General features: G+C 71.7%; 16 protein-coding genes. 10 read left to right on the top strand and 6 right to left on the bottom strand.

The genetic code is table 11. The annotated features are described in order from the left end of the window. Positions 1-39 precede the first annotated feature (39 nt). The 3 genes from WMF46_RS37535 to WMF46_RS37525 all read left to right on the top strand — a co-directional run bounded on the left by WMF46_RS37535 (position 40) and on the right by WMF46_RS37525 (position 4348). Complete coding sequence (locus WMF46_RS37535; RefSeq protein ID WP_437981616.1) at positions 40-2133, top strand: PPC domain-containing protein; 2094 nt, start codon at positions 40-42, stop codon at positions 2131-2133. A gap of 426 nt (positions 2134-2559) precedes the next feature. After that, positions 2560-3666: a hypothetical protein gene (locus WMF46_RS37530; protein WP_437981615.1), complete on the top strand. Its 1107-nt coding sequence runs from the start codon at positions 2560-2562 to the stop codon at positions 3664-3666. A 118-nt stretch (positions 3667-3784) separates the two neighbouring features. Further along, positions 3785-4348 (top strand): DinB family protein, encoded by a 564-nt coding sequence (locus WMF46_RS37525; protein WP_437981614.1) that lies wholly within the window; start codon positions 3785-3787, stop codon positions 4346-4348. Positions 4349-4380: 32 nt separating this feature from the next. On the opposite strand, the gene WMF46_RS37520 is transcribed toward WMF46_RS37525, so the two are convergent. The 3 genes from WMF46_RS37520 to WMF46_RS37510 form a co-directional block, all read right to left on the bottom strand. Further along, positions 4381-6564: a bifunctional metallophosphatase/5'-nucleotidase gene (locus WMF46_RS37520; RefSeq protein ID WP_437981613.1), complete on the bottom strand. Its 2184-nt coding sequence runs from the start codon at positions 6562-6564 to the stop codon at positions 4381-4383. A gap of 91 nt (positions 6565-6655) precedes the next feature. After that, the gene (locus tag WMF46_RS37515; RefSeq protein ID WP_437981612.1) at positions 6656-7939 is read right to left on the bottom strand and encodes a diaminopimelate decarboxylase; all 1284 of its coding nucleotides are present in this window, start codon (positions 7937-7939) and stop codon (positions 6656-6658) included. 202 nt (positions 7940-8141) lie between these two features. After that, positions 8142-9062, bottom strand: coding sequence for a protocatechuate 3,4-dioxygenase (locus WMF46_RS37510; protein WP_437981611.1), 921 nt, complete (start codon positions 9060-9062; stop codon positions 8142-8144). A 92-nt stretch (positions 9063-9154) separates the two neighbouring features. Between WMF46_RS37510 and WMF46_RS37505 the strand changes: the two genes are divergently transcribed. The 3 genes from WMF46_RS37505 (at position 9155) to WMF46_RS37495 (ending at position 11192) form a co-directional block, all read left to right on the top strand. Further along, entirely contained in the window at positions 9155-9427 is a 273-nt protein-coding gene (locus tag WMF46_RS37505) for a hypothetical protein (RefSeq protein ID WP_437981610.1), read from the top strand. 397 nt (positions 9428-9824) lie between these two features. Next, positions 9825-10232 carry a response regulator gene (locus tag WMF46_RS37500; RefSeq protein WP_437981609.1) on the top strand — a complete coding sequence of 136 codons (408 nt, stop codon included), beginning with the start codon at positions 9825-9827 and terminating at the stop codon, positions 10230-10232. A gap of 63 nt (positions 10233-10295) precedes the next feature. After that, positions 10296-11192 carry a dienelactone hydrolase family protein gene (locus WMF46_RS37495; protein WP_437981608.1) on the top strand — a complete coding sequence of 299 codons (897 nt, stop codon included), beginning with the start codon at positions 10296-10298 and terminating at the stop codon, positions 11190-11192. A gap of 58 nt (positions 11193-11250) precedes the next feature. Here the strand turns inward: WMF46_RS37495 and WMF46_RS37490 are convergent, their stop codons facing one another. The 3 genes from WMF46_RS37490 to WMF46_RS37480 form a co-directional block, all read right to left on the bottom strand. Then, entirely contained in the window at positions 11251-12168 is a 918-nt protein-coding gene (locus tag WMF46_RS37490; RefSeq protein WP_437981607.1) for a Uma2 family endonuclease, read from the bottom strand. A 124-nt stretch (positions 12169-12292) separates the two neighbouring features. Continuing rightward, complete coding sequence (locus tag WMF46_RS37485; RefSeq protein WP_437981606.1) at positions 12293-13546, bottom strand: hypothetical protein; 1254 nt, start codon at positions 13544-13546, stop codon at positions 12293-12295. Beyond that, the gene (locus tag WMF46_RS37480) at positions 13543-17859 is read right to left on the bottom strand and encodes a VIT domain-containing protein (protein WP_437981605.1); all 4317 of its coding nucleotides are present in this window, start codon (positions 17857-17859) and stop codon (positions 13543-13545) included. Before WMF46_RS37480 ends, WMF46_RS37485 begins: the two co-directional genes overlap by 4 nt. A 610-nt stretch (positions 17860-18469) precedes the next feature. Between WMF46_RS37480 and WMF46_RS37475 the strand changes: the two genes are divergently transcribed. The 4 genes from WMF46_RS37475 to WMF46_RS37460 all read left to right on the top strand — a co-directional run bounded on the left by WMF46_RS37475 (position 18470) and on the right by WMF46_RS37460 (position 23111). Then, on the top strand, positions 18470-18997 hold the full coding sequence (locus WMF46_RS37475; protein WP_437981604.1) for a hypothetical protein: 528 nt from the start codon (positions 18470-18472) through the stop codon (positions 18995-18997). A 171-nt stretch (positions 18998-19168) separates the two neighbouring features. After that, positions 19169-20746 carry a S28 family serine protease gene (locus WMF46_RS37470; RefSeq protein ID WP_437981603.1) on the top strand — a complete coding sequence of 526 codons (1578 nt, stop codon included), beginning with the start codon at positions 19169-19171 and terminating at the stop codon, positions 20744-20746. Between the two features lie 79 nt (positions 20747-20825). Next, positions 20826-22133 (top strand): PH domain-containing protein, encoded by a 1308-nt coding sequence (locus WMF46_RS37465; RefSeq protein ID WP_437981602.1) that lies wholly within the window; start codon positions 20826-20828, stop codon positions 22131-22133. A gap of 189 nt (positions 22134-22322) precedes the next feature. Next, entirely contained in the window at positions 22323-23111 is a 789-nt protein-coding gene (locus tag WMF46_RS37460; RefSeq protein ID WP_437981601.1) for a class I SAM-dependent methyltransferase, read from the top strand. Positions 23112-23247: the final 136 nt, after the last annotated feature.

Here is a 23247-nt window from a genome sequence, read left to right as displayed (position 1 = left end):
GGCAGGTGCGGTCTCGCACTCCTCACTAGGCAGGGTGTCATGGATCTACATTGGCGATGGCTCTTCGTGGTGGTGCCGGCGCTCATGGGTTCTCTGGAAGCGTGTGATGTGGACCCATGGGAGTCGGAGTTGACGGTCGACAGCGAGGTGCAGAGCGGCGGGGCGAGCCAGAAGCGCCTCCCCGCCGGCGCGAGCTGCAGCTGCGATGCGGACTGCGACGGCGAGGCGGCCGTCTGCATGCTCGGCATCTGCATGCAGCGCGCGGAGGGGCTGTGTACGGGGCCGAACAGCGAGGAGGGCTGCGCGCCCGGCTCTCGCTGCTTCGACACGGACATCCTGACCGACTCGGGGGTGTGTTATCCCCTCTATGATCCAGAGACCTGCGATGGCGTGCAGAGCCGTCATGGCCTGTGCTCTCCCCGGCGCGGCGACGGGTGCAACGCGGCCTGCGGCGCGGCGTGCGCGGAGGACACGGTCGGCGCGGGGGAGATCGGCGCGGCCTGCGACGCCGACGAGGCGTGCTCGCTGCGCGGCGCGACCTGCTATCGTGACGAGGATCCCTCGGCGCCGAACGGCTGGGTGGAGGGGTACTGCCTCGCCTTCGACTGCGAGAGCGACGACGAGTGCGGGCCAGGCGCGGGCTGCTTCCCCGCGGCGGAGGGCGGCTCGTCCGTGTGCATGAACACCTGCGGCAGCGATCTCGACTGCCGGCCTGGCTACGTGTGTCACACCGTCGACGGCGAGGGCAGGTCGGCCTGCTACGCCGGCTGCGACGGCGCGTCGACCTGCCCGGAGGGCACGACCTGCCTCGGGGAGCTCTGCGTATCGGACGATGTCGCGTGCTCGCTTGACGTCCCGTCCGGCTGGTGTCCGGAGGGCAGCTCCTGCGATGGCGGCGCGTGCCGCAAGGGCCCCTCCGCCTGCGGCGCCGAGGGCGACGCCCTCGAGCCCAACGACGACCTGGGAGCCGCGGTGACAGCGCCCATGGGCGTCACGAAGGACATCACCCTCTGCGAGGGGGACGAGGACTGGTTCAAGATCGTGGTGCCGGAGCGGACCATCGTCCGCGTGGGCATCCGGTTCCGTCAGGCCGCCGGGGACATCGATCTGGTGGTCTATGACGGCGTGGGCCGCCTGCTCGGCGCCCGCGACGGCGCGCAGTACCCGTACTCGTACCGCGATCAGGAGACGGACACCGAGTTCTACGGGTTCTACTCCGAGCGGGGTGGCGCCGAGTACTTCGTCCGGGTCGTCGGCCACGACGGCGCGCAGAACGTCTATGGCCTGGACGTGACGTCGACTCCGTATGTCGACGGCCCGAGCTGCGTGGACGCCGGCTTCTCGTTCGACGAGTGCGCCGGCTTCGGCGAGCGCGGCGGCGGGCTCTTGCCGTTCCCGTTCCCCGACCTCGACGACTCGGTGGTCGGCGGCGGTTACATCTGGGAGACGTTCAGCAATTACCGCTTTGCCCGGCGCGAGCTCATCATGCTCGTCCGGGACGCCCTCGCGGAGACGCTGCATGCATTCCCGGGCACGACGCCGCTCTCGCTGATCGACGTCTGCCAGATCAACGGCGTCACGCCCGGCTACGACATCGACAGCCCCCGTCACCCCGAGTCGACGCACGACCAGGGTGGCAACATCGACATCGCCTATTTCCAGACGGACGGATCGAACGATGGGGAGATCATCTGCGGAGACGGGTCGAAGCACGAGGACGGGTACTGCTCTTCGGCGGCGAAGCGGAAGCACATCGTCGACCTCGAGCGGGAGGCGTTCTTCATGGCCAGGCTGTTCCGCTCGCCCCGCACGCGCGTCATCGGCGTGGACAAGGTCATCGCGCCATTCCTGTCGAGGACCGCGGCCAGGCTGAACGCCCTTCCGGCCCGGGATCGGCGGAAGATCACCGACGACGAGCTCGCGAGCTTCTCGGACCGGATGGCGTATGGCGAGGGGTGGCCGTATCACCACCACCACATCCACCTCAGCATGGACTGGTGGCCGAAGAAGACCGCGGCCGGCGGCGGCACGCCGGAGGCGTCGTTCGCGGCGCCGCCCGCCATCCATCGTTCGCCCGCGCCCGCGGCCGAGCAGCGGATGGCGTGGCCACCGCTGCCCGCGATGGTGCGGTGAAAGGTCGCTTGCGCGATTCACATCCCTCCTGGAAAAGTGCGCTGTATCCACAGCGCACTCATGCATCGAAGGATGCCTCGTCTTACTCAACAGCCGCTGCCTGCGGGGCCTTCTACAAGGCGACGTGCAACAAGCGACCGATGCCGGCCTGAGCCATGGGATTCCCGGCGTTGATCGAGGTTCTTCGCACGTGGATCCAGGGTGGCGCGCAGGCCCTCGTCACCCTCGATACCTGACGCGCCGATGCGCGTGAAACAGCAGAGGATAACTACATGAAGGCGGGAATATGGGATCAGCTCGGGTCCCATCTTCCACGCCCCGCGCCGCCATGCTTTACTGTCGCCGTTCTTGGGAAGATGTTGCCGCCTTTTCGGCGCCTTGTCCGCCGGACGGACAGGTCATCGACCACCTGAGGAGAGCTGCTTTATGAGCAAGGAACGAGATACCGAGACCCAGGGCCCGTTGTTCAAGGTCGTTGACCGGCGGCAGGCGCTCCTGGGGTTGGGCGTGATTGCCGTCACCGTGTCGTGCGGAGATGGCAGCGAGTCGGAGGACCCCAGCGGCGCCGGCGGGGGCTCTGCGAGCTCCGGGGGCAATGGGACCACGGCCTCGGGTACCGGAGGCGGCGGGTCCGACCCCGGCACCGCCACGTCGAGCTCGAGCGGCGCGGGACCGGCCACCTCCACCACGGCAGGTACGGGCGGCTCGGGCGAGGGCGGCTCCGAGCCGGGCACGGGAGGCGCGGGAGGTAGTGGCGGCAGCGGCGGCGGCGACGGCCTCCAGGCACCGCCGTTCGACGATGTGCCGACGTGCAGGGCGATCAACAAGACGGACGGCGCCGGTCAGGGCCCCTTCTTCATTCACGAGCTCGAGAAGAACGACGACATCTCCCTGATCCGGCAGGACATTCGTGGTCGCTACAATGAGAGCGCCCCGGAGGGTGTGGAGATGCATCTCCACCTGCGCGTGATCGACCTGAGCGCGCCCAGCTGCGATGGCAAGGGCGTCGGTCTGGCCGATGTGGACGTCTACATCTGGCACACGGACGGGCAGGGGTTCTACAGCGGCTTCGGGACGAGGGGTGCTGCCAGCGAGCAGAAGCCCGACTCGCCCTATGCGGGTAGGCCGGGGCAGAACGATCTCAACAACACGGACCGTTTCTGCCGCGGCGTGCAGACCACGGACGCAAACGGCGTCGTCTCGTTCCGCAGCATCTTCCCCGGCTGGTACAACGGCCGCGACGTTCACATCCACTTCGTCTGCTTCAAGAAGGGGTCGATGTCGAAGGGTCGCACCACGTACCAGGGTGGAGACCACATCTTCACGACGCAGTTCTACTTCGATCCCGCCTTCACCGACTCCGTCCATACCAAGTACGAGCCGTACAAGGCGCGCACCACCGGCAACCTGGCGAATTACTACCAGGGCGCCATCAAGGCCGACGAGGCGGGCAACAGCGGCCTTCGTGCCAAGGCCGTGATGGAAGGGGACATCGTGATCGCCCAGATGCAGATCGCGGTGAATCCGGGCTAGGCAGGGCGGGCTCGCTCCCTCAAAGAACAGTACGGAAGGGCCTGCTCGGCCGCGCGGTCGTATCTCGGTGCGCGGCGCGGGCAGGATGAGGGACAGCGGGCATGCTAGGGTCGGGGCCATGAGACATGATGGCCCTGACGCCGCTCCCCGGTCGATGCCCGGCGAGGTCGGCGGCTACTTGCTACGGCAGTTCGAGATAGCCTGGCAGCTCACCAGCTTCCACCTCGACGGGCTCTCCACCGAAGAGTGCTTGTGGCGCCCTGCTGACCAGGGATTGCACGTTCGTCAAACCCCCGATGGCCAGTGGCGCGCCGACTGGCCGGAGCACGAGGGCTACGATCTCGGCCCGCCGAGCATCGCGTGGCTGACGTGGCATCTCGGCTTCTGGTGGTCCATGGCGCTCGACCACGCCTTCGGCGACGGCGCGCTCACGCGCGAGGACGTGACGTGGCCTGGCGACGCCGGCGACGTGCGCGCGTGGCTCGGAGGGCTTCAGGGCCAGTGGCGAGCGGTGCTCGAGCAGGCTACCGACGACGATCTGCGCTCGACACGACGGACGCGATGGCCTTTCCAGGACCGCCCGTTCGGTGACGTCGTCGCGTGGGCCAACGTCGAGCTCACCAAGAACGCCGCCGAGATCGGCTATGCACGCTTCCTCTACGCACGAAGGCCGCGCAGCTAGGGGGCGAGCTTGCTCGGCTCCAGGAGGCCCGATCAGGGCACGATCGTGATCCGGTCGAGCGCGGGCGGGGAGATGGGCGAGTTCGCCGCGAAGTAGTCCCGCAGCGCGTCCAGATCCAGCGCGCCGCCGAGCCGATCGGTGCCGTCGTTGAGCACGGTGAAGCCGTCTCCGCCCGTCGCCAGGAAGCTGTTCACCGTCACCCGGTAGGTCCGCTCCGCCTCGATCGGTACGCCGTTGATCCGGATCGAGGCGTTGTCGACCTTCGCGCCGACGGGCGCGCTCTGGCTGTAGGTGTACGTGAAGCCGTTCGAGACCTGCAGGATCACGCTCCGCAGCACGCCCCCCGCATCCACCCGGAACTGCTGCTCCAGCAGCGTGTCGATCTCCGCCCCCTTGAGGGTCATCACGACAAGGCTGTTGCCGAAGGGCTGCACCGCGAACACCTCGCTGAACGTGACCACCCCGTCGCTGACCTCGGTGGACGAGGCCGCATAGGTGAGGTCCGTGCGGACGCCGCCCGGGTTCATGAACGCGATCTCGGCACCGCCGGTCCTCGGGTCGCGCGTGGCGGCGAGCTGGGCGTCGGCGATCACCGTGCCCATCGTGAACAGCCCGGCGCCCATGGCCGGGACCGTGCGGTCGAGCGTCGCGGTGATGGTGCCGATCTGCACGTTGGCCAGCGGCGCCGCGAGGTCCTTGTAGCGCGTCACCAGGGTGCTCACGCCCGCGTCGGGCGCTTCGCGAGTCACGATGACGTTGTTCGCCGTCTTCGCCGTCACGTCGCCCGTGCTCTTGCTGATCTCCAGATCGATGTCCGTCACCAGACGGCCGAACGACGCCGCGCTCGTCACGATCTTGTCGCCGAGGATGCAGTTGTACGCCTGATGGGTGTGCCCTGAGACGATCACGTCCACGGCGGGGTCGATGTTCGTGGCGATGTCGACGATGGGGCCAGAGAGGCCCGGGCACTCGTTGAAGAGGCCGGTGGGGAGCCCTCCCTCGTGGAGCAACACGACGATCGCCTCGATGCCCTGCGCCTGGAGCTCCGGCACGATGTCGTTCACCGTGTCGACCTCATCCATGAACGACAGCCCCGCGACGCCGATCGGCGTCACGATGGACGGCGTGTCCTCGAGCGTCATGCCGATGAAAGCGACCTTCACGCCGTCGAACTCGCGGATGTCGTAGCGCGGGAAGAGCGTCCTGCCGCTCGTCGTGTCCACGACGACGTTGGCGGCGAGGAACTTGAAGTTCGCGCCCGGGAAGAAGGTGCCGTCCGTGCAGCCGTCGGCCGGGCTGCACCCGCCGTACTGCATCCGGAGGAGCTCCGCTGTGCCCTTGTCGAACTCGTGGTTGCCGACACCGTTGATGTCGAGGCCGAGGAGGTTCATGGCCTCGATCGTCGGCTCATCGTGGAACAGCGCCGACACGAGCGGGCTCGCGCCGATGAGATCGCCGGCCGAGACCACCACGGTGTTCGGGTTCGTGGCGCGGAGCGCGGCGACGCGGGACGCCAGGTAAATGACGCCGCCGGCGTCCACGGTGGTGTTGGTGGGTGTGGCAGGTACGGTGATCCTGCCGCTGCTGCCCGTGGGGGGCTCCAGGTTGCCGTGGAAGTCGTTGAAGGCGATGATCTGCACGCTCACGGTGTCGCCGCCGGAGCCGCCAGCGCCGCCGGAGCCGCCAGTGCCGCCGGTGCCATCCGAGCCGCCGGTGCCACCGGAACCACCGGAACCACCGGAGCCGGCAGCGCCGGTTCCACCGGAACCGCCAGCGCCGCCGGAGCCGGCAGCGCCGGTGCCACCGGAGCCGCCCGAGCCGGCAGCGCCGCCCGAGCCGGCAGCGCCGCTGCCGCCCGAGCCGCCGGAACCACCGGAGCCGGCAGCGCCGGTGCCACCGGAGCCGCCCGAGCCGGCAGCGCCGGTGCCACCGGAGCCGCCGGAGCCGGCAGCGCCGCTGCCGCCGGAGCCACCTGAGCCGGTTGCGTCGCCGCCGGAGCCGCCGGAGCCGCCCGAGCCGGCAGCGCCGCCGCCCGAGCCGGTACCCGTCGCGCCGCCGCCGCCGCTGCCGCTGGACACCGACGCGGTGGTCGTCGCCCCGTCATCGCCGCAGCCCGCGCTGGCGACCGGCGGCACGCACAGCGCGGCTCCGAGGAGCGTGACCCGCCACGCTTGTGCGCATCGCCCGGGGACCCACGAAGCTCCACTCGATCTCATCTCTGCTCCTCCACGCCGCAGCGCTCGCCGCTCCATGGTGCCACATGCTGGATTCCCCTGGAAACGGTCATGTGAACGCCGCGCGGCGGGCTCATGGCCGGCCGCGGCCGCGGCTCCAGAACGCTACGACGTCCTCTGGCAGCTCGCGCTCGCGCAGGACCCGGAGGTCGTCGGCGTCGACGCCGAGCACAGCAGGGATGCCGCGGCTGCAGTGGCGGGACCACATGCTCAGCGTGTAAGCCCCCGTGTCGCGGATGAGCACGAGATCTCCGGGCCACAGCTCCGGAAACGCGAGCTCGCGGGCGAGCACGTCGCCGCCGAAACAGAGCGGGCCGCCGAGGGTGCACGGCGAGAGCGGCCCCCCCTTGGGTTCGGCCTCGGGATCGAGCGCCATGAAGTCATGGTGCCAGTCCTCCGGGTGATACGCGCGGCGCAGCAGGAAGTCGGCGCCGAGGTGAAGGATCGCGGTGCGCCCGGCCGAGTCCTTCTTCACATACTCCACCCGCGAGACCGCGAAGCCGCAGCCCGCCTGGATCCAGCGCCCGAACTCGGTGATCAGCGTGGTCCCCTCCTCGAAGAGCGTCGGCACCTCGCGCCGCAGCGCGGCCGCGTAGTCCTCGAGCGCCGGGGGGCGGTCCGTGCTCCGGTAGGCGACCGGCAGGCCGCCGCCGATATCCATGGTGCCGGCGGCGAGCGGGCCCATCGCGCGCCGGAGCTCCTGGCGCAGCGCCTCGACGCGGCCGATCCCGTCGATGAGCTGCGAGAGCGCGCACCCCTGCGAGCCGACGTGCACGTGCAGCCCGGCGAGCCACGGGTACCGCGCAAAGGCGGCGCGCACCGCGTCCGCCTGTTCGAGGGGGACCCCGAACTTGGAGCGCCGATCCGCGACGCTGGTCAGGGCGATGCTCGAGGCCCCGACCTGCGGGTTGATGCGCAATCCGATGCGGCTGGCCACCCCCCCGTGACGGACGAGCTCGTCGATGCGTCCGAGCTCGTCGAGGTTGTCGGCGTTGAGCCGCACGCCCAGGCGGAGCGCCTCCGCGATGTCGGCGCGGGACTTCGCGGGAGAGTCGTAGACGATGCGGTCGGGTGGGCAGCCGGCGGCGAGCGCGAGCTTCACCTCCTCGAGGGAGGCCGCCTCGAGCCCCGCGCCGCAGTCGACAGCCGCCCGCAGGACCTCGACGAGGGGGTTCGCCTTGATCGCGACGGTGTGGAGGGCGCCCGGCGGAAACGCCGCGCCGATCCGTCCGATGCGCGCCCGCATGCGCCCCAGATCGTGGAACAGGACCGCCGGCTCCACATCCATCCCGCGGCGCCGCGCCTCGCGGAACGCGCGCGCCATGCTCCCGGGATCCAGCCGATCCGTGTCGCTCATGGAACCTCCCTGCCGCAGTCTGGCGCCCCGGAGGGCGATTGTCCGCCCCGCGCCGGCGCGGCGAACGGAAGAGGTGCCCTGTTTCCTCGAATTTTCGTGACGCTCGGCGGGCAGCGGGCAGGCGCCGTCCCGGCTCACCGAGGGGTGGCCCGGGTCGAGCCGGGGCGTGACGCACGGCCCCCTGGGCGGGACACCCGTGCGCTCAGGCATCGACGATGATGTTGAGAATGCTGGTGACCAGCCCCGAGGTGTACGTGGTCGGCATGATCACGTTGCCTGGCGGCGGATCGAGGCTGGATGCCGGGAGGTTCGCCGAGCGAGCCGCGTAGGCCGCCTCCTTCTCGAAGACCTCCGCGCTGAGGTCCGCGTCGAAATAGAGCTGCGTCGTGATCAGCCTGGTCGTGGCTCCGTTGATGCGAGCGACCATGTGGACGTGGACCGGCCGCCCCGCGTCCGACCCGGGATAGATCGACTTGAAGCCCACGATCCCGTTGCGATCGGAGAGCTGCACGCCGCGGCAGAACCGATCCTGGCTCTCCGGCGTGTGCTCGGCCGCGCCCGTGGACGGCGTGGAGGGGCTCTGATGCTCGGAGCCGCTGGTTTGTCCATCCGCGTCACAGTGCCAGAGGTAGACCTCGGCGTCGGGGATGGGCTCGTTGTTGTTCCGGGCGTCGAGCAGGCGGACATGGAGCCGGAGCTCGCAGCCGGGGTGGTCGTCCCGGATGTCGCTGCGAAACAGGCTGATGTCGTTCGGGATCTCGCTGTTGTCGATGAAGAACGGACCCCCGATGTCCTTGGCGGTCAGTCGGCAGCTGCCGGCGCCCTCGAAGATCGACGGATCCAGCGCGTCGGCGCCGCCTGCGCCCGCGCCGCCGCCGGCGCTGCTCGAGCTGGTGGCGAAGGGGCCGGCGGCGCAGCTGCCCTTGCTACCAGGGCCGCTCCCCGTGCCCCCGCCGCCGCCGGTGCCGCTCCCGCTCAGGTCGCCGCCCCTCTCGTCGTCCTCCCTGCAGGACACGAGTACGGGCCTGGTGATGGCGAACGCCCCGAGCTTGACGAGAGGCTGCCGACGGTTGAAGACCCAGTCGAGCAGCTCTCGCGGCACGGCTCCTTGGCTATTGCGCATACAACGGTCTCCTTCGATGAGTCGCTGATCTGACCCGTGCAACCACCCTGGCTTGACCGGACAGGGAGCGGCGTCCCGCCCCGGCGCTGCCCATGCCGGCGCCGTGGCTGACGGTGGGGCCGTGGTCGACGCCGCCAGCGCCGCTGGTCGCCGAGGAGGCGCTCGTCGACGCCGCGTCATCGTCATCGGGCGCGTCATCGCTGTTCCCGGTCTCGGACTGGCACGCCACCATGACGAGCGACGGGATGAGCGCGCCGAGGAGGGGTCGGGGAGCACGGGTACCGAAGCTGCCCGAGGACAGGCTGCCCCACCCGCTGTTCACGGTGAGGCAGTGCTTCAAGGACATACGGGCTTGGCCCTCCTAAGTAAGATCCGGGCGACGCGCCGAGGTGCGCGGTAGCGGAGCGACGTACCGCGAATGAGAAGCTCTCGCCCCGTCCAGCTCTATCGTGGCAGAGCCAGGGCTCTCATCGAAGCAGCTCTGGTGAAGAAGTGCAGTGCGCGCGGTGCGCACAAGGTTTCCTGTGTGACTCAGACGAATTCCCGGAACGCGCCGATGTGATCACGGCACGGGCTCGAGGAGGGGCCAGGCCGGTCCTTGGAGGCCGCCGCGGGGCACCTGACCAGCGCGCAGCCGGGCCTGGAGGGCCCAGGGGCGCCGCCGGGGACGCGCTTTCCTGTCGGAGGGCCGACAAACGCTTCCGATTTTGCCGTTTGTGGTGTACTAGGCGCCCCCTCGAGAGCTCGATCCGGACCCGCCGCATGACCCGCATCCTCCTCATCGACGACTCCGCCGCGATGCGGACGTACATGCGAGCCGCGCTGGAGGGGGCGCCAGAGCTCGGGCCGGCGGTCGAGGTCGCCGAGGCGGCGAGCGGGTTCGAGGCGCTCCGGCGGATGCACGGGGGCGCCTACGACGCGGTGATCATCGACATCCACCTGCCGGACATCGACGGCCTGGAGCTCATCCGTTTCATCCGGCAGAGCCGGCACCATCGCGACGTCGCGGTCGTCATCGTGTCGTCGATGTCCTCGCCGCGCGAGCGGGAGCGGGCGTTCCGGCTCGGCGCCCATGCGTTCGTCGCCAAGCCGTTCGCCCCGGATACGCTGGCGGCCGCCGTCCGGCGGGGGGTCGCGTCGAGCCAGCTGGGCCTGCGCGTCGCGACGTAGGCGGGCGCGACGCCTCGCGGCGAGGCTTCCGGCGCACCGCTCCGAGCTGGTAGGGTGCGGGCCATGACGCTCCTGTCCCACATGCGCCGCTTCCGCGTGGCTGCGTCGCTGGCGCTGCTCGCCGCGACCGCCTGCTCTGCCTCGTCTCCCGCGCCACGCGTCGAGCCGCCGCCCGCAGCCGCCGCGCCGGCGTCGTCCGGCGCGCCCGGTGAAGTCGGCCCGACCGGGCTGCTCTCGGAGGAGGACTTCAAGGCCCTCCACGAGCTCAGGGCGGACAAGGCCCCGCCCGCGCGAGGACAGACGGTCGAGGTGGCTGGCACGAAGGCGTACCTGAGCCTGCCGCGGGACGCGAAGCCGCCGATCGCGGGCGTCGTCGTCATCCACGAGTGGTGGGGCCTGAACGAGCACATCAAGCACTGGACCGATCGCCTCGCGGAGGACGGGTATGCGGCGCTCGCCGTGGACCTCTACGGCGGCAAGGTCGCGACCACGCCGGACGACGCGATGGCGGCGATGAAGGCGGTCGACGAGGCGAAGGGGATCGAGGTCGTGCGCGCGGCGCACCGCTTCCTCACGACGGACGCGCGCGTCCTCGCGCCGCGCACGGCCTCGATCGGGTGGTGCTTCGGCGGCGCGTGGTCGCTCAAGCTCGCGCTGAACGAGCCCGAGCTCGACGCGGCCGTGATCTACTACGGCCGGCTCGTCACCGACCCCGCGCAGCTCAAGGCGATCAAGGCGCCCGTGCTCGGCATCTTCGGCAACCAGGACAAGGGCATCCCGCCCGAGGTCGTCAACGACTTCGACAAGGCGCTCCACGACGCGGGCATCGAGCACGAGGTGCTCCGGTACGACGCCGATCACGCCTTCGCGAACCCGTCGGGAGAGCGGTACAACACGAAGGCCGCGGCGGACGCGTGGGAGAAGGCGCGGCGGTTCCTGGCGGCGAAGCTGAAGGGGTGATGAGCGGCGTGGCTGGCGAGGAGGGCTCAGGCGGCCATCCTCCTCGCCGGCCAGGCGCTCAGCGGGACTTGAGCCGCTCGATCTCCGCGCGCGCCTGCGCCAGCTGCCTCTCTGTCTCCTCGCGCAGGCGCTGCTCCCCCTCGCGCAGGCGCTGCTCCCCCTCGCGCAGGCGCTGCTCCTCCTCGCGCAGGCGCTGCTCCTCCTCGCGCAGGCGCCGCTCCCTGTCGAGCTCCGCGGCCAGCTCCTCGGCGATGCGCTGCGCGTCCTCCTGGTGGGAGATGACCTGATCAAGCATCCCGCCAAGGCGGGTGATCATCTCGTCCGCGTCCTCGAGAGGGGCGTTGCCCGCGAAGAAGCGGAGGCGAGGGCCGTCGAGCAGCAGATCGAGGCCGAGCACCTCGGAGGCGAACCGGCCAGCCTGAGGCACGATGCGCTGGTAGGCGCGCGGGCGTGACGGGTCGCTCTCCTGGGCCGCGGGCAGCCTGTAGGCGTGCAGGCGCAGGCGGGCGCGGTCGAAGAGGAAGTACTCGTGGATGCCGAGCCGGGCGTAGCGGTCGACGTTGAGCTTGTGATCCTTCGTGCGGCTGCCGGCGACGTGGACCTCGATCACGAGATCGAGCCCCTTGCCCTCGTGGTCGACCACCCAACGCATGCGCTCGTGGGGCTCGACGTCGACCACGGCGAGAAGATCGGGCGCGAACCGCGGCTCGCCGGGGTAGAAGACGGCGAGCTCGGAAGAGAGGTAGATCTTGCGGGCGGTGCGGCGAAAGAAGCCGTCCAGGGCGTCGAGCGCGTCGCGCTTCGCCTTGCGGTGCGCGTCTCCCTCGGGAGGCATGAGCTCCAGCGGGACCTCGGCAGGGAGCATGTCGACGACGCGCGCGCGCTCGGCCGGGGTCATCCGCGCCCACTGCTCGCTCGTCGGCGCGCGCGGGTCGGCAGGGTCGAAGAGATAACCGGCAGGGAGGGCCCGAACCACATGCAAAGCCTAGCTCAACCGACCTCGCTCGGGGAGGCTCCCAGGGCGCCGCGCGCCAAGGGCACCCCTTACGGCCAGGCATCGTTTTGCGTGTGATTTTCAGGGGCGGCCGTCGCTCCTCGCCTCAGCGGAGCTCGCGCAGCGCTGCGATGAGCTCCGCCAGCGACGTCGTGTCGCTCCGATCGAGCGCCACCGAGCCCGCGGCGAGCGTCTCGGCGAGCGCGCGCGAGCCCCCGGCCTCCGGCGCGGCGGCGGCGACGGCCGACTCGGCGCGCGCTATCTCCGTCACGAGCGCGCCGATCGCCGCCGGGTCGATCGCCGCCGCCCTCGCCGTCGCGGAGAGCGCGCCCGCGGCGCTCTCGACCTGCTCGACTGAGGCGCGCGCCGAAGCGTGGAGCTCCGCCAGGCGCAGCCGCTCGAGCAGCGCGCCGTAGGCCGACTCCATCGCGGTGAGCTCGCGCAACGCGAGCGCCGCCGGGCCCTCCGCTCCCTCTGGACCGGTCGCACCATCGACGGCGCCGGGCGCGCCCGGCGCGCGCCGCTCCGCGATCTCCACGACCTCGGCGCGCGCCGCCCGCACCTCGCCGAGGAACGCCTCGATCGACGCCGCTGCCGGCGCGAGCGCGCCCGCGCCCAGGGTCGCGAGCGCCTGCGTGGCCTCGCGCGGTCGCCGCCGCAGCAGCCGCCGGAGCGGCGCGTTGCACGCGATCCGCAGCGCCGCGGCCTCCGCGGCGGCGAGCACCCGCTGGCCCATCGACAGCTTCAGCGCGGCCTCGTCGCACGCGCGCGCGAGGTCCTCGGCGAGCCCGCTCGCCTCCGGTCGCTCCTCTGATGGCGGCGCGTCCTGCGCGCCGGCGCGCTTCGCCTCGAGCGCGGCGTGCGCGCCGGCCAGCGAGCCCACCGCGGCGCGCAGCCGCGCGACGGCGTCGTCGGCCGCCGCCGTCTCGGCGGCGAGGTCGTCTCCCTCGGCGTACGCGCGCTGGCTCGCCGCGAGCAGCCGGCGCCGCTCGTCGCCGGCCCGCAGCGCCGCGGCGCTCCGGCGGGCCCGCGCCGCCCCGAGCGCCGCCGCGGCGCGCGCGCCGAAGGTCCACGCGCACGCCGCGGTCGCCCCGATCGCGGCAGCGGCGGCGATCCCCACGGCGGCCGTCGGGACGGTCGCGCCCGCGCCCGCGCCCACGCGCAGCCCGACCATCCCGGCCGCGAGCGCGCAGGCCGCCGCGCCCGTGCCGACCGCGCGCGCGCCGCGCCGGCGCGGCGCGGCCTCGAGCGCCGTCACGCCCAGGTAGGCCACCGAGCCGAGCGCCACGAGCAGCAGGACGAGCGCCAGCGGCGACGTCAGCGTGACGAGGAGCCAGCCGAGCAGCGAGACGTCGATCATGGCAGCGCGCCGCTCGCCAGCGCGACCTCCCGGTCCTTCGCGCCGATCGACCCCGGCGCGCTCGTCACCTGGAACGACGCCCCATCCCACACGATCGTCGTCACAACGAAGCGCACGTCCCTCCCCGGCGGATCGCTGCGGAACCGGACGCGCCACTCGAGGCGCGCGAGCTCCGGGGCAGGCAGCTGCACCGCCGCGAGCCCGACCGCCGGCGCGAAGGTGCCGTCGCCGAGCGCCGCGTCCACCTGGCCGTCCCGCGCCGCGAGGGCGAGCTCCGCGGCGTAGTCCTCCCAGAGCACGACGCGCAGCGCCCCGGGGCCGCTGAAGAGCTGGAGCTCCTTCAGCTTGCGGGCGAGGCTCTCGGCCTCGGCGCCGGCCGCGGGGGCCGCGCCGCCGCCCCCGGCGAGCAGCCGGCCGATGCGCGCCGCCGACAGGAGCCGCGCCCACGCGCGCGGATCGTCGGGCCCCGGCGTGCCCTCCGCGCCGGCGACCTTGCGCTGGATGCGGAGCGCCTCGTCGACGCGCCCGCTGCCCGCGGCCGCCGCGGCGAGCCGCAGCCAGCCCTGGGGCTCGGCCGGCGCGAGGTCCGTGAGCGTCGTGTACTGGCGGTACGCCGCCGCGTACCAGCCGTGCCGGAGGTAGACGTCGCCGAGCATCGCGCGCGACGCGGGGCTCGTCGGATCGAACTCGACGACCTCCGAGTACGTGCGCAGCGCGTCCGCCTCGAAGCCGCTCGACGCGAGCACGTCGCCGAGATCGAGCGCGAGCGCCGGGCTCATGAAGCCGCGGTCGCGCAGCCGCCGCCCGTAGGCGAGCGCCTCGTCCTTCCGGCCCGCCTCCGCGAGCAGGCGCACCCGCCGGATCTCCCCCTCCGGATCGTCGGGCCGGTCGGTGAGCGCCTGCCGCACCAGCGCGAGCCGATCGTCCACCGCCGGGATCGCCGCGAGCCGCTCGTCGAGGAGCGCCCAGCTCGCCCTGGGATCGACGCCCCCGAAGAGCGTGCGCCGCACAGCCGCCGAGATCGCGGGGTCCACGCTCCGCCTGAGGAGCGCGTGCGCGATGAACCGCTGCGCCTCGGGCTCGCCGGCGAACCGGGCGAGCAGCGCCTCGGCGCCGCCCTCGGTGGACACCCTCGCCTGGAGGAGCGAGAGGAGCGCGGCCCTCGATCGCCAGTCCGGCAGCTCGCAGGTCGTGAGCGCGCCCTCGTAGCGCGCGATGAGCTGCTCCGCCGTCGTGGCGCGGGCGAGGCGCTTCGACCAGACGACGATGCGCTCGGCGAGCGGCCGCCGCGCGGTGTCGCTGCACGGCGCCATCGCGACCTGCGGGCGCCTCGGCGGCGGGGAGGTCCGGGAAGCGGGGCGCGCCGCCGCGGGCGCTGTGTTGCGGGCCTTCTCCAGGCGCGGGATGGCGTCGGACGACGCGAGCGTACCGCCGCCGCCCGTCGCGCGCTTGAGGCCGGTCGAGTTGATCGCGGCGAGCTCGGACAGCTTGTCGGCCGCCGGTGGGCTCATGGGCGCAGCCAGCCGGTGGGGGGCGGCCGGCTGGTTCGCCGCGGCCTCCTGCTTCTGCTGCAGGGGCTCTTGCTCCGCCTCCTCGGCCGGGCGCGCCGCCTCGGGCGCGGGGGGCGGGGCCGCCAGCGTGGCGCCGGGCGCGGCGACATCTCCCTTGAGGCCCTGGTCCCGCTCGTTGCCCTGCTCCGCGATCGCCGGCGCCATCACGGGCGCTGGCGCCGCGGCCTGCGCCCTCGCGCCGTGGCCGCCTTCTTTCGCCGAGCTCTCCTCGTAGGCCGCGCTCGGCTCGCTCCGCGAGCACCCGGCGGCGACGGCCGCGGAGGGTGGCGCGAGCAGCGCCGCGAGCTCGCGCTCTCGCTGGGGCGTGAGCGCCGTCAGCCGCTCGCCCCGGAGCGGCGAGCGCCGCCGCCGGATCCCCTGGTTCACGTAGGCCTGCTCGCTCTCGAGCGCCAGCGTGCTCGTGAACGGCGTGATCAGCCCGTAGTCGAGCCCGAGCTCGACCACCTTGCCCCGGTGCGCCTCGATGTCGTCGCCGTCCGCGAGCAGCCGCCGCATCTTCTCGGCCGCCCAGAAGCGCGGCACCAGCGCCGCGCTGACGCCCCGATCGAGCTCGATGGGGTGCTCGCGGGTGTACTCCTTCCCCGCGAGCCGCCCCTTCACGATCGCCTTCGTGGGCAGCGCGTGGTGCGTGCGCGCGAGCAGCACCACCTCCTCGCCGCGCGACACCTTGCCGCTCGCGGTGAGCATCGGCTCGTCGAGCCCTGCGCCGAGGTCGATCGCGAGATCGGTGATGGTCGGCGTCTTGATCGCGCCGGCGAGGCGCAGCACCTCGGACGTCGAGCCCTCGGCCTCGTCGATCCGGAACGCCTGTCCTCCCCCGGCGCGCGCGAGCTCGCGGAGCAGCGCGTGGTTCGAGTTCTCGCCGACGCCGACGGTGAAGAAGCGCGCGCGCGAGCCCGTGAGCGAGCGCCGGAGCCGCTCCGCGAGGCGCGCGCCCGTCACCTCGCCGCTCGTCGCGAGCCCGTCGCCGATGTAGATGACCGCCGGCTGCTCCTTGCCGTGCACCCGCCCGAGCGCCGACTCGAACAGCGCGCCGAGGTCGGTCGCGCCCCCCGTCGCGTGCTCGGCCAGCCGCGTGAGCGCGGCGGAGATCTCCTTGTCCGACGCCTCGGCCAGCCCGTCCTTCGGGTGAAGGACCGCCGGCGCCGAGTCGAGCGCGATCAGCGCGAAGTGGTCCGACGGCGACATCGCCCGCAGGATCGCCTCGGCGGCCGCCGCCTTCTGCTGCCGCGCCGACTCGTCGGCCGACGCCGACGTGTCCACCACGACGACCAGGTCGGCGGGCAGCTCCTTGAGCTCGGCCCAGTCCACGTCGGGCACGTACCTGGCCATCACGTAGTCCGCGCGGTCCTCGCCCGCGGCGAAGCGCGACACCCTCAGCGGCGACGCCTTGGTCTTGACGGAGGCCTCGAGCTGGAAGTCCGCGCGCGGCTCGTAGCCGCTCCGCCGCATGCTCACCCGCCGCCCGCCGTCCTCGATCACCGCGTCGGCCAGCGTCGCGATCTGCAGCCCCTGGCCGGCCTGGCCGAGATCCACGGAGAGGGAGAACTCGCCGATCTGCACGGGATCGCTCGCGCGCATCGGGTAAACGTAAGCAAGCTTACCTGATGGCGCGCTGAGCATCTCCACGTAGCGCAGCACGACGCGCCGGGAGCCGCTGGCGGGCACGGGGAAGATGCGGGCGCGGTAGCTGTGCCCGTCGACCCACTCGAGCAGGGCCGGCTCGTGGCCGGTCTGCACGGCGGTCTGGTACCGCTGCGCCGCTTCCTTCCGCTCGATGACCTCGCCCTCGACGAGCACGCCGTTGGTCTCCACGGCGAACGAGCTCACGATCGCTCGCTCGGGCACGGTGAACCAGTACCAGCCCTCGACCTGGCGTCCGCCCGGGTTCGAGAAGGTCTGGTCCACCTCGGTCTCGGCGATGCCGTCGCGCAGGACGGCCCGCACGGCTTGCCGGCTGATCTCGAGCGTGCGCGCCTGCGTCCCGGGGGCGCCCTGCAGGTCGACGCCGTAGATCCGGCCGGCTCCGCTGCCTTCGCCTGCGAGCGGCCGGTGGTCGCCCATGCCTCCGGTCCAGTCCTCCCAGTAGGCGAGCGGCGCGACCTTGGGCGCGGCGCCGCCGGCGACCGTCGCCTGCTCCCCTGCGTGCACCTCGACGCGCCCGCCGGGGGCCGCGACGACGGCGAGCCCGCGCGCCACGTACACGCTCACGGCGTCGCCCGAGCGCCTCATCGACAGGCCGGCGTCGGCCGCCGAGACGTTGACGTCCCCGAGCGCGTGCGTGAGCCCGCTGCGCCCTTCGGGCGGCGCGTCGAGCCAGACCTCGCCCTGGGCGATCGAGAGCCCCTCTGCGCGGAGCGCGATCTCCGAGTCGGCGCGGAGGAACACCGCCGAGCCGTCGGCGAGCCGGACGAGCGCCCGCGCGCCCTTTCCGGTCGCGAGCTTCGCCCCGACCGGGACCGGGATCCCGGACACCACCGTCGACTTCCTTTCGCCCTGAGCGTTCGCCGCGAGCGTGACCTCCCCCGAGGACAGCTCGAGCCGCGCGCCGATGGCGCTGGTCTTCTCGGGCTTCGTCTCGTGGGTCAAGACGAGCGCGGTCACGCTGGCGGCGAGCGCGAGCGCCCCGAGCGCGAGCCGGAAGCGCAGGCCGCGCCTGCGCCGCGCAAGCTCGGCCCCCGCCCTTGCTGCGCCCTCTTCTGCCGGCGTCTCGGCCGGCTCTACCTGTTCGTGCGACGACATCCAAGACCTCCTCGCCGCGGTGGCCCTCGCCCCCGGGAGCCCTGCGCGGGGCCGCATGCAGACGTCTCATGCCCCCCGGCGATCTACGAAGCGATCGCGCTGGTCATCGTAACGGGAAAGCGCGGAGGAAGCGTAGCCCCAAGCCGGAGCGGGACGGCGAGGGGCGCGCATCTGGCTGCCGCCTGGTGTGGGGACGAGCTGCGAGCCGCCCAGACGCCAAGAGAAGAAGAATTGAACGCAAAGGCGCAAAGGCGCAAAGACGCCAAGAGAAGAGAGAAAAGCTCGTGAGGGCGCCAGGATAAGATTGCAACGCCGGCGCTCCAAGGGAGCGAAGGAGGAGAATGTTCTCTCTTGTCTTTTGGGGCCTTTGCGTCTTTGCGCCTTTGTGTTCAACTCTTCCTCTCCATCCGACCGGCGCTTCAGGTCACCTCGCGCCCCGCGGGTCAGGCGCGGCGAGCGCTTTCAGAGGGCCAGGGCTCTCTCTCTATCTTCATGAAACAGGTCGCCTGGGCAGCGTGAAAATCCGCGACGTGACTCGCCTCGCCCAACCGCGTGTCCGGGTCGCCCCAACCTGGGTTGGGGCGGGGGGGCCTGCGCGGCGGGTCGCGTTGTGCTCCGCCTGGAAGCTCTCTATGCTCTGTCCATGCAATGGACACATCGATTGCTTGTAATTCTCGTCGTGGGCTGTCTCGGCTGTGAAGCGATCGACCCCGAGGAAGCCGTCAGCGCCGGCGGCACGGGTATTCCGGACGTCTCGGGCGGCGCTGGAGGCTGGGATGACGCCCGGGACCCGGACTTCGGTGGGATCATCGCTTCGGAGGGAGAGTTCGATCCCATCCCGCACGAGGGCCTCACGCCCTGCGCAGAGCGCCCGGTGTTCTGCGAAGCTGGAGACACCTCCGCCGATGTTGCGACGGAGCACCTGCTGGAGATCGGCGAGGATTGCGTCATCGCCACGAACTTTCCGTGCGGCGCTGGGTTAGCGGCCAAGTTCGATGAGATGGGCTGCGCCGTCGGGATACAGGATCCTGACATCGACGCGAGAGCAATGTCCTGCGTCATCGAGGCCGTCACGGCGGAGCGATGGGCTTGCGCCACGGGCATGATCGTGCGCGCGGGCGCATGGACCTGTGAATAACCGGCGCTCGCCTCGACACGCCACCCAGGGCCGCCAACGCCCAAGAGTGGGGTCAAGCAAGTCGATCCGCCACGGTGATCGGGGCGCATGATCCGGGATGGCTCACCCGCGACGTGGAAATCTTGCTGCGCCACGCCGCTCCGAACGCGGATCGGGCACGCTGCCGCCACGATGGCCGACCGGACGATGCAGAACAGCAGCGCGGCCTTCTTGATATCGCTCGCGCTGGCGGCCGTCGCCGCTTGCGGAGACGACGGCAGCGGAGAGGTGAGCGCCTCGACGACATCTTCCGCCGGGACCGGCGGCGGCTCGACCGCCGAGGGCGGTGCTAGCGGCGGCGCGACAGGCGGCGGTGGCGCAACGGACGGCAGCGGCGGCGCGACGGGCGGCGGCGCTGGCGGCGCTGGCGGCGCTGGCGGCGTGGGCGGGTCGGCCGGCGGCGGCGGCGCCGCAGTGGATATCCTGGATCAGCTGCGCGCGCTCGACGTCGCCGAGGTCACGGAAGAGGCCTCCAGGATCCCCGGCTATCGGTTCTTCGTCATCGAGCTCGAACAGCCTGTCGATCACGATGCCCCGGGCGGCGAGCGCTTCCGGCAGCGGCTCGCGCTGCACCACCGCGACTCGAGCGCGCCGCTCGTGCTCGCCGCGACCGGCTACTCGCTGGTTCTCCCCGACCAGTACATCGAAGAGCCCACTGAGCTCTTGAACGCAAACCAGATCTACGTCGAGCACCGGTTCTTCACGCCGTCACGCCCGGAGCCGGCGGATTGGACCAAGATGACGATCGAAGCGGCGGCCGCCGATCACCACCGCGTCGTCGAAGCGTTCCGCACGATCTACACCGGGAGATGGATCTCCACGGGTGCCAGCAAGGGGGGAATGACCTCCGTCTACCATCGTCGTTTCTACCCCGATGACGTCGACGGCACGGTGGCGTACGTGACTCCGCTCAGCTACGGCGTGGAGGATCCACGCTACATCGATTTCCTGAACCAGGTCGGTGAGGCCGACTGCCGCGAGCGCATCGCCGCGTTCCGGCGCGAGGTGCTGCTCCGGCGCCCGGCCATGCTCGAGCGCGCGGAGACGGAAGCGGACGCGCTGGGCTTGACCTACGACCTGTTCGGCGTGGAGGCGCAGCTCGAGAGCGCTGTGATATGGCTCCCATCCTACTTCTGGCTCTACTCGCACGAGGCCACCTGCGGCCAGATCCCGGATGTGTCGGCGTCCGACGACGACCTGTGGCTCGCCCTCGGCCAGATCTCTCCCGTGAGCGCCGGCGCCGATGCTGCGTACCTCGCCTTCGAGCCGTACTACTGGCAATCCTACACAGAGCTCGGCGCCCCCCTGCCCGACACCGCTGATATCGCTGACCTGCTCACGTTCGACTGGGGGTCGGTCGACCGCCTGCCGAGCATCCCCATCGAGCCGGAGTTCTCGCCTGCCGCGATGGAGGACGTCGCGCGCTGGGTCGCTACAGAAGGCAGCGAGCTCCTGTTCATCTACGGCGAGAACGACCCCTGGTCTGCCGGGGCCCTCGATCTCGGCGCGGCGGTGGACTCGTATCGCTATTTCGCGCCGGGCGCCAACCACGGCGCGCACATCGGCGGCCTCGCCCCGGCCGACAGGGAAGCCGCGGTGGCGACGCTCGCCCGGTGGGCGGGTGTGCCACCGTCGCTCGTGACGGCGCAGCCCTTGCGCGCAGGCCTCCCCCGCTCTCCGCGCCTGCTGCGCCCCCGATTCGCTCTCTGATCTCTTTGACCCCGGGTTAACCTCGACCGATGACCACCGCGGACCACGGGGAGCACGTCCTGGCGATGCGGCCGCAGCAATGAGCGAGGACGCTCCCGGCGCGGCTTCGCCCGAGCGACTCTGCAAGGTCGAGGTGCAGGACGCCCGCCGCGACAAGCGCCTCCTCGGGTCCGTGGTCGTCGCATCGCTCGTCGGCACGTTCGCCGCTCCGTGGGGGCTGGCCGCGCTCGGGATGGAGAAGGCCTCGCTCTTCGCCGCGCTGATCGGCCTTGGCAGCTACTTCGTCAGCGCCCTGTCGTTCGCCGGCGCGGACCGCGGACCGGGCGAGCGCCGCCTCCGCGACGGCAGCGTCAAGATCGAGGGCGAGCGGCTGCTGATCGCGGAGGGAGCGAAGGAGAGCAGCCTGCCGCTCGCGCGCCTCGCCGGCGGCTGGACGGAGCGGACGCCGAACGGCCACGCCGCGGTGCTCTCGTTCTCGGATGGGCGCGTCGCCGCCGTCGAGCAAGCCTCCGAGGAGGAGGCGATCGACCTCTTGTCGCGGGCCGGGGCGGGGGCGCAGGCGCGCGCGGTGCGGATGCGCACGTACCGCGAGGACTCCAGCGGTCGCAAGATCGCGGGCTGTCTCCTGGCCATCTTCGTCCTGATCCTCGCCCCGGGTGTGCTGGCGCTGCTGATCCTGCTGTTCATGGCCATCGCGGAGTGGTCAACCGCGCCCCTCGGTCCGATGGCGGCAGCGGGCGGGCTCGTGCCGCTGCTGGGCGTCGCGGCCTGGCTCTGGTCCAAGGTGACGCCGACCTGGGTGCATATCGGCACCGACGGGGTGATGGTCAAGGGCGCGTTCCGGCGGCGGTTCTTCCCGCACAGGGCCATCGTTCAGGTCACTCTCACCCATGGGGGAGTTGGCGGCGCCTACTATTTTGTGGAGATCGGCCTGCGGGACGGCAGGTCGATCACCGTCCCGGCGGCCAGCCCCGCCGAGGCCACGGCGCTGATCGAGCGTATTCAGGCCGCTCAGGCCGCCGTCGCGACGCAGGATCGGGCGCGGCTGCTGGAGGTCATCGCGCGCAATGGCCGGCCGCTGGCCGAGTGGAAGAAAGCGCTGGAGTCGCTCGTGGCCAGGATCGGATACCGGACGGCGGGGAGCGACCTCGAAGAGGTGCTGCGCATCGTCGAGGACGGTTCTGCGCCGCCGGAGCAGCGCGTCGCTGCGGCGCTCGCGGCGCGCCCGCACGGGGGCGAAGCGGTGGAGAGACGGATCCGCGTCGCCGCCGAGGCGAGCGCCGAGCCGAAGCTGAGGCTGGCGCTGGAGAAGGTGTCCGCGGGGGAGGACGAGGATGATTTGCTGGAGGAGATCGGCGCCGGCGAGGCCCGGAAGGCGACGGGATGAGCGGTGCTATCTGACCGGCTCGCGGCGACGCCGGTGAGATGAACGAGGATGCGGTGCACGGGCTCTGGGTCCGTGGCCGATCTCGCCCGCGGATGTGAAGATTCCGTGCGAAGATCATGTTGAAAGGCTCGTCGAACAGTCCACTACAGCGGGAGACACATCACCCACCTACCAAGGGAGCCAGATCACATGAACGCCCGTCACGGCGACTACGACTACGAATGTCACGGCAGCGGCTACGCGCTGCAGCGCCGCACCGATCCGCGCATCGCCGCCGTCGTGCACGCCGCGCTCGGTCCCGCACGGACCGTGCTGAACGTGGGGGCCGGCGCGGGCTCCTACGAGCCGCTCGATCGACATGTCGTCGCGGTCGAGCCGTCCGCCGCGATGCGCGCGCAGCGCCCGCGCGAACTGGCGCCCGCCGTCATCGCCACCGCGGAGCAGCTGCCCTTTGACGACGGAGCCTTCGACGCCGCTATGGCCATGATCACCGTCCATCAATGGTCGAACGCCGCGCAAGGCCTGCGCGAGCTGCGGCGCGTGACGCAGGGGCCGGTGGTGGTGATGAGCTTCGACGAGGAGGGGATCGAGCGCTTCTGGCTGACCCGCTACGCACCGGAGCTGCTCGCCGCGGAGCGCCCGCGCTACCCGCCGCTCAGCCAGATCGCCGAGCTGCTCGGAGGAGACGCGGAGGTGCGGCCGGTGCCGATCCCGAACGACTGCGTGGACGGCTTCATCGAAGCCTTCTACGCGCGCCCGGAGCGCTTGCTCGATCCGGTGGTGCGCCGCGCCCAGTCGGCCTGGGGCTTCATCGGCGCGGACGTGCAGGCCCGCGCCGTCGATGCGCTGCGAGCCGAGCTCGCATCGGGCGAGTGGGACCGGCGCTACGGAGCCCTGCGCAGCCAGCCGAGCTTCGACGGCTCGCTGCGCCTGGTCGTCAGCCGCCCCGCAGGCCGCTTCGTTCAGGCGGCCCCTTAGATGCATGGATAAATTGATTGATATAGCGTCGGTCTTCCAGGGGGCCGTATCGCATCGAAGCGATGATCCGCGTGCTGGGCGTCGGAGCACGCGCCGCGCAGCATCCCGAGCTCGATCCGAGGCGCCTCGCGCACTT

Origin of the sequence: Sorangium sp. So ce117 (assembly GCF_051524395.1) — a bacterium.
Classification (GTDB): Bacteria; Myxococcota_A; Polyangia; order Polyangiales; family Polyangiaceae; genus Sorangium; species Sorangium cellulosum_B.
The sequence above is the reverse complement of the archived record's forward strand: the minus strand, read 5'-3'. Positions and strand labels throughout refer to the sequence as shown.

Coding starts and splice junctions, on each gene's coding strand:
- WMF46_RS37505 (WP_437981610.1), top strand. CDS start 9,155: ATGCCGGCGCCGTGGCTGACGGTGGGGCCGTGGTCGACGCCGCCAGCG.
- WMF46_RS37470 (WP_437981603.1), top strand. CDS start 19,169: ATGGCCGACCGGACGATGCAGAACAGCAGCGCGGCCTTCTTGATATCG.
- WMF46_RS37460 (WP_437981601.1), top strand. CDS start 22,323: ATGAACGCCCGTCACGGCGACTACGACTACGAATGTCACGGCAGCGGC.
- WMF46_RS37500 (WP_437981609.1), top strand. CDS start 9,825: ATGACCCGCATCCTCCTCATCGACGACTCCGCCGCGATGCGGACGTAC.
- WMF46_RS37535 (WP_437981616.1), top strand. CDS start 40: ATGGATCTACATTGGCGATGGCTCTTCGTGGTGGTGCCGGCGCTCATG.
- WMF46_RS37515 (WP_437981612.1), bottom strand. CDS start 7,939: ATGAGCGACACGGATCGGCTGGATCCCGGGAGCATGGCGCGCGCGTTC.
- WMF46_RS37480 (WP_437981605.1), bottom strand. CDS start 17,859: ATGTCGTCGCACGAACAGGTAGAGCCGGCCGAGACGCCGGCAGAAGAG.
- WMF46_RS37495 (WP_437981608.1), top strand. CDS start 10,296: ATGACGCTCCTGTCCCACATGCGCCGCTTCCGCGTGGCTGCGTCGCTG.
- WMF46_RS37510 (WP_437981611.1), bottom strand. CDS start 9,062: ATGCGCAATAGCCAAGGAGCCGTGCCGCGAGAGCTGCTCGACTGGGTC.
- WMF46_RS37525 (WP_437981614.1), top strand. CDS start 3,785: ATGAGACATGATGGCCCTGACGCCGCTCCCCGGTCGATGCCCGGCGAG.
- WMF46_RS37520 (WP_437981613.1), bottom strand. CDS start 6,564: ATGAGATCGAGTGGAGCTTCGTGGGTCCCCGGGCGATGCGCACAAGCG.
- WMF46_RS37485 (WP_437981606.1), bottom strand. CDS start 13,546: ATGATCGACGTCTCGCTGCTCGGCTGGCTCCTCGTCACGCTGACGTCG.
- WMF46_RS37465 (WP_437981602.1), top strand. CDS start 20,826: ATGAGCGAGGACGCTCCCGGCGCGGCTTCGCCCGAGCGACTCTGCAAG.
- WMF46_RS37530 (WP_437981615.1), top strand. CDS start 2,560: ATGAGCAAGGAACGAGATACCGAGACCCAGGGCCCGTTGTTCAAGGTC.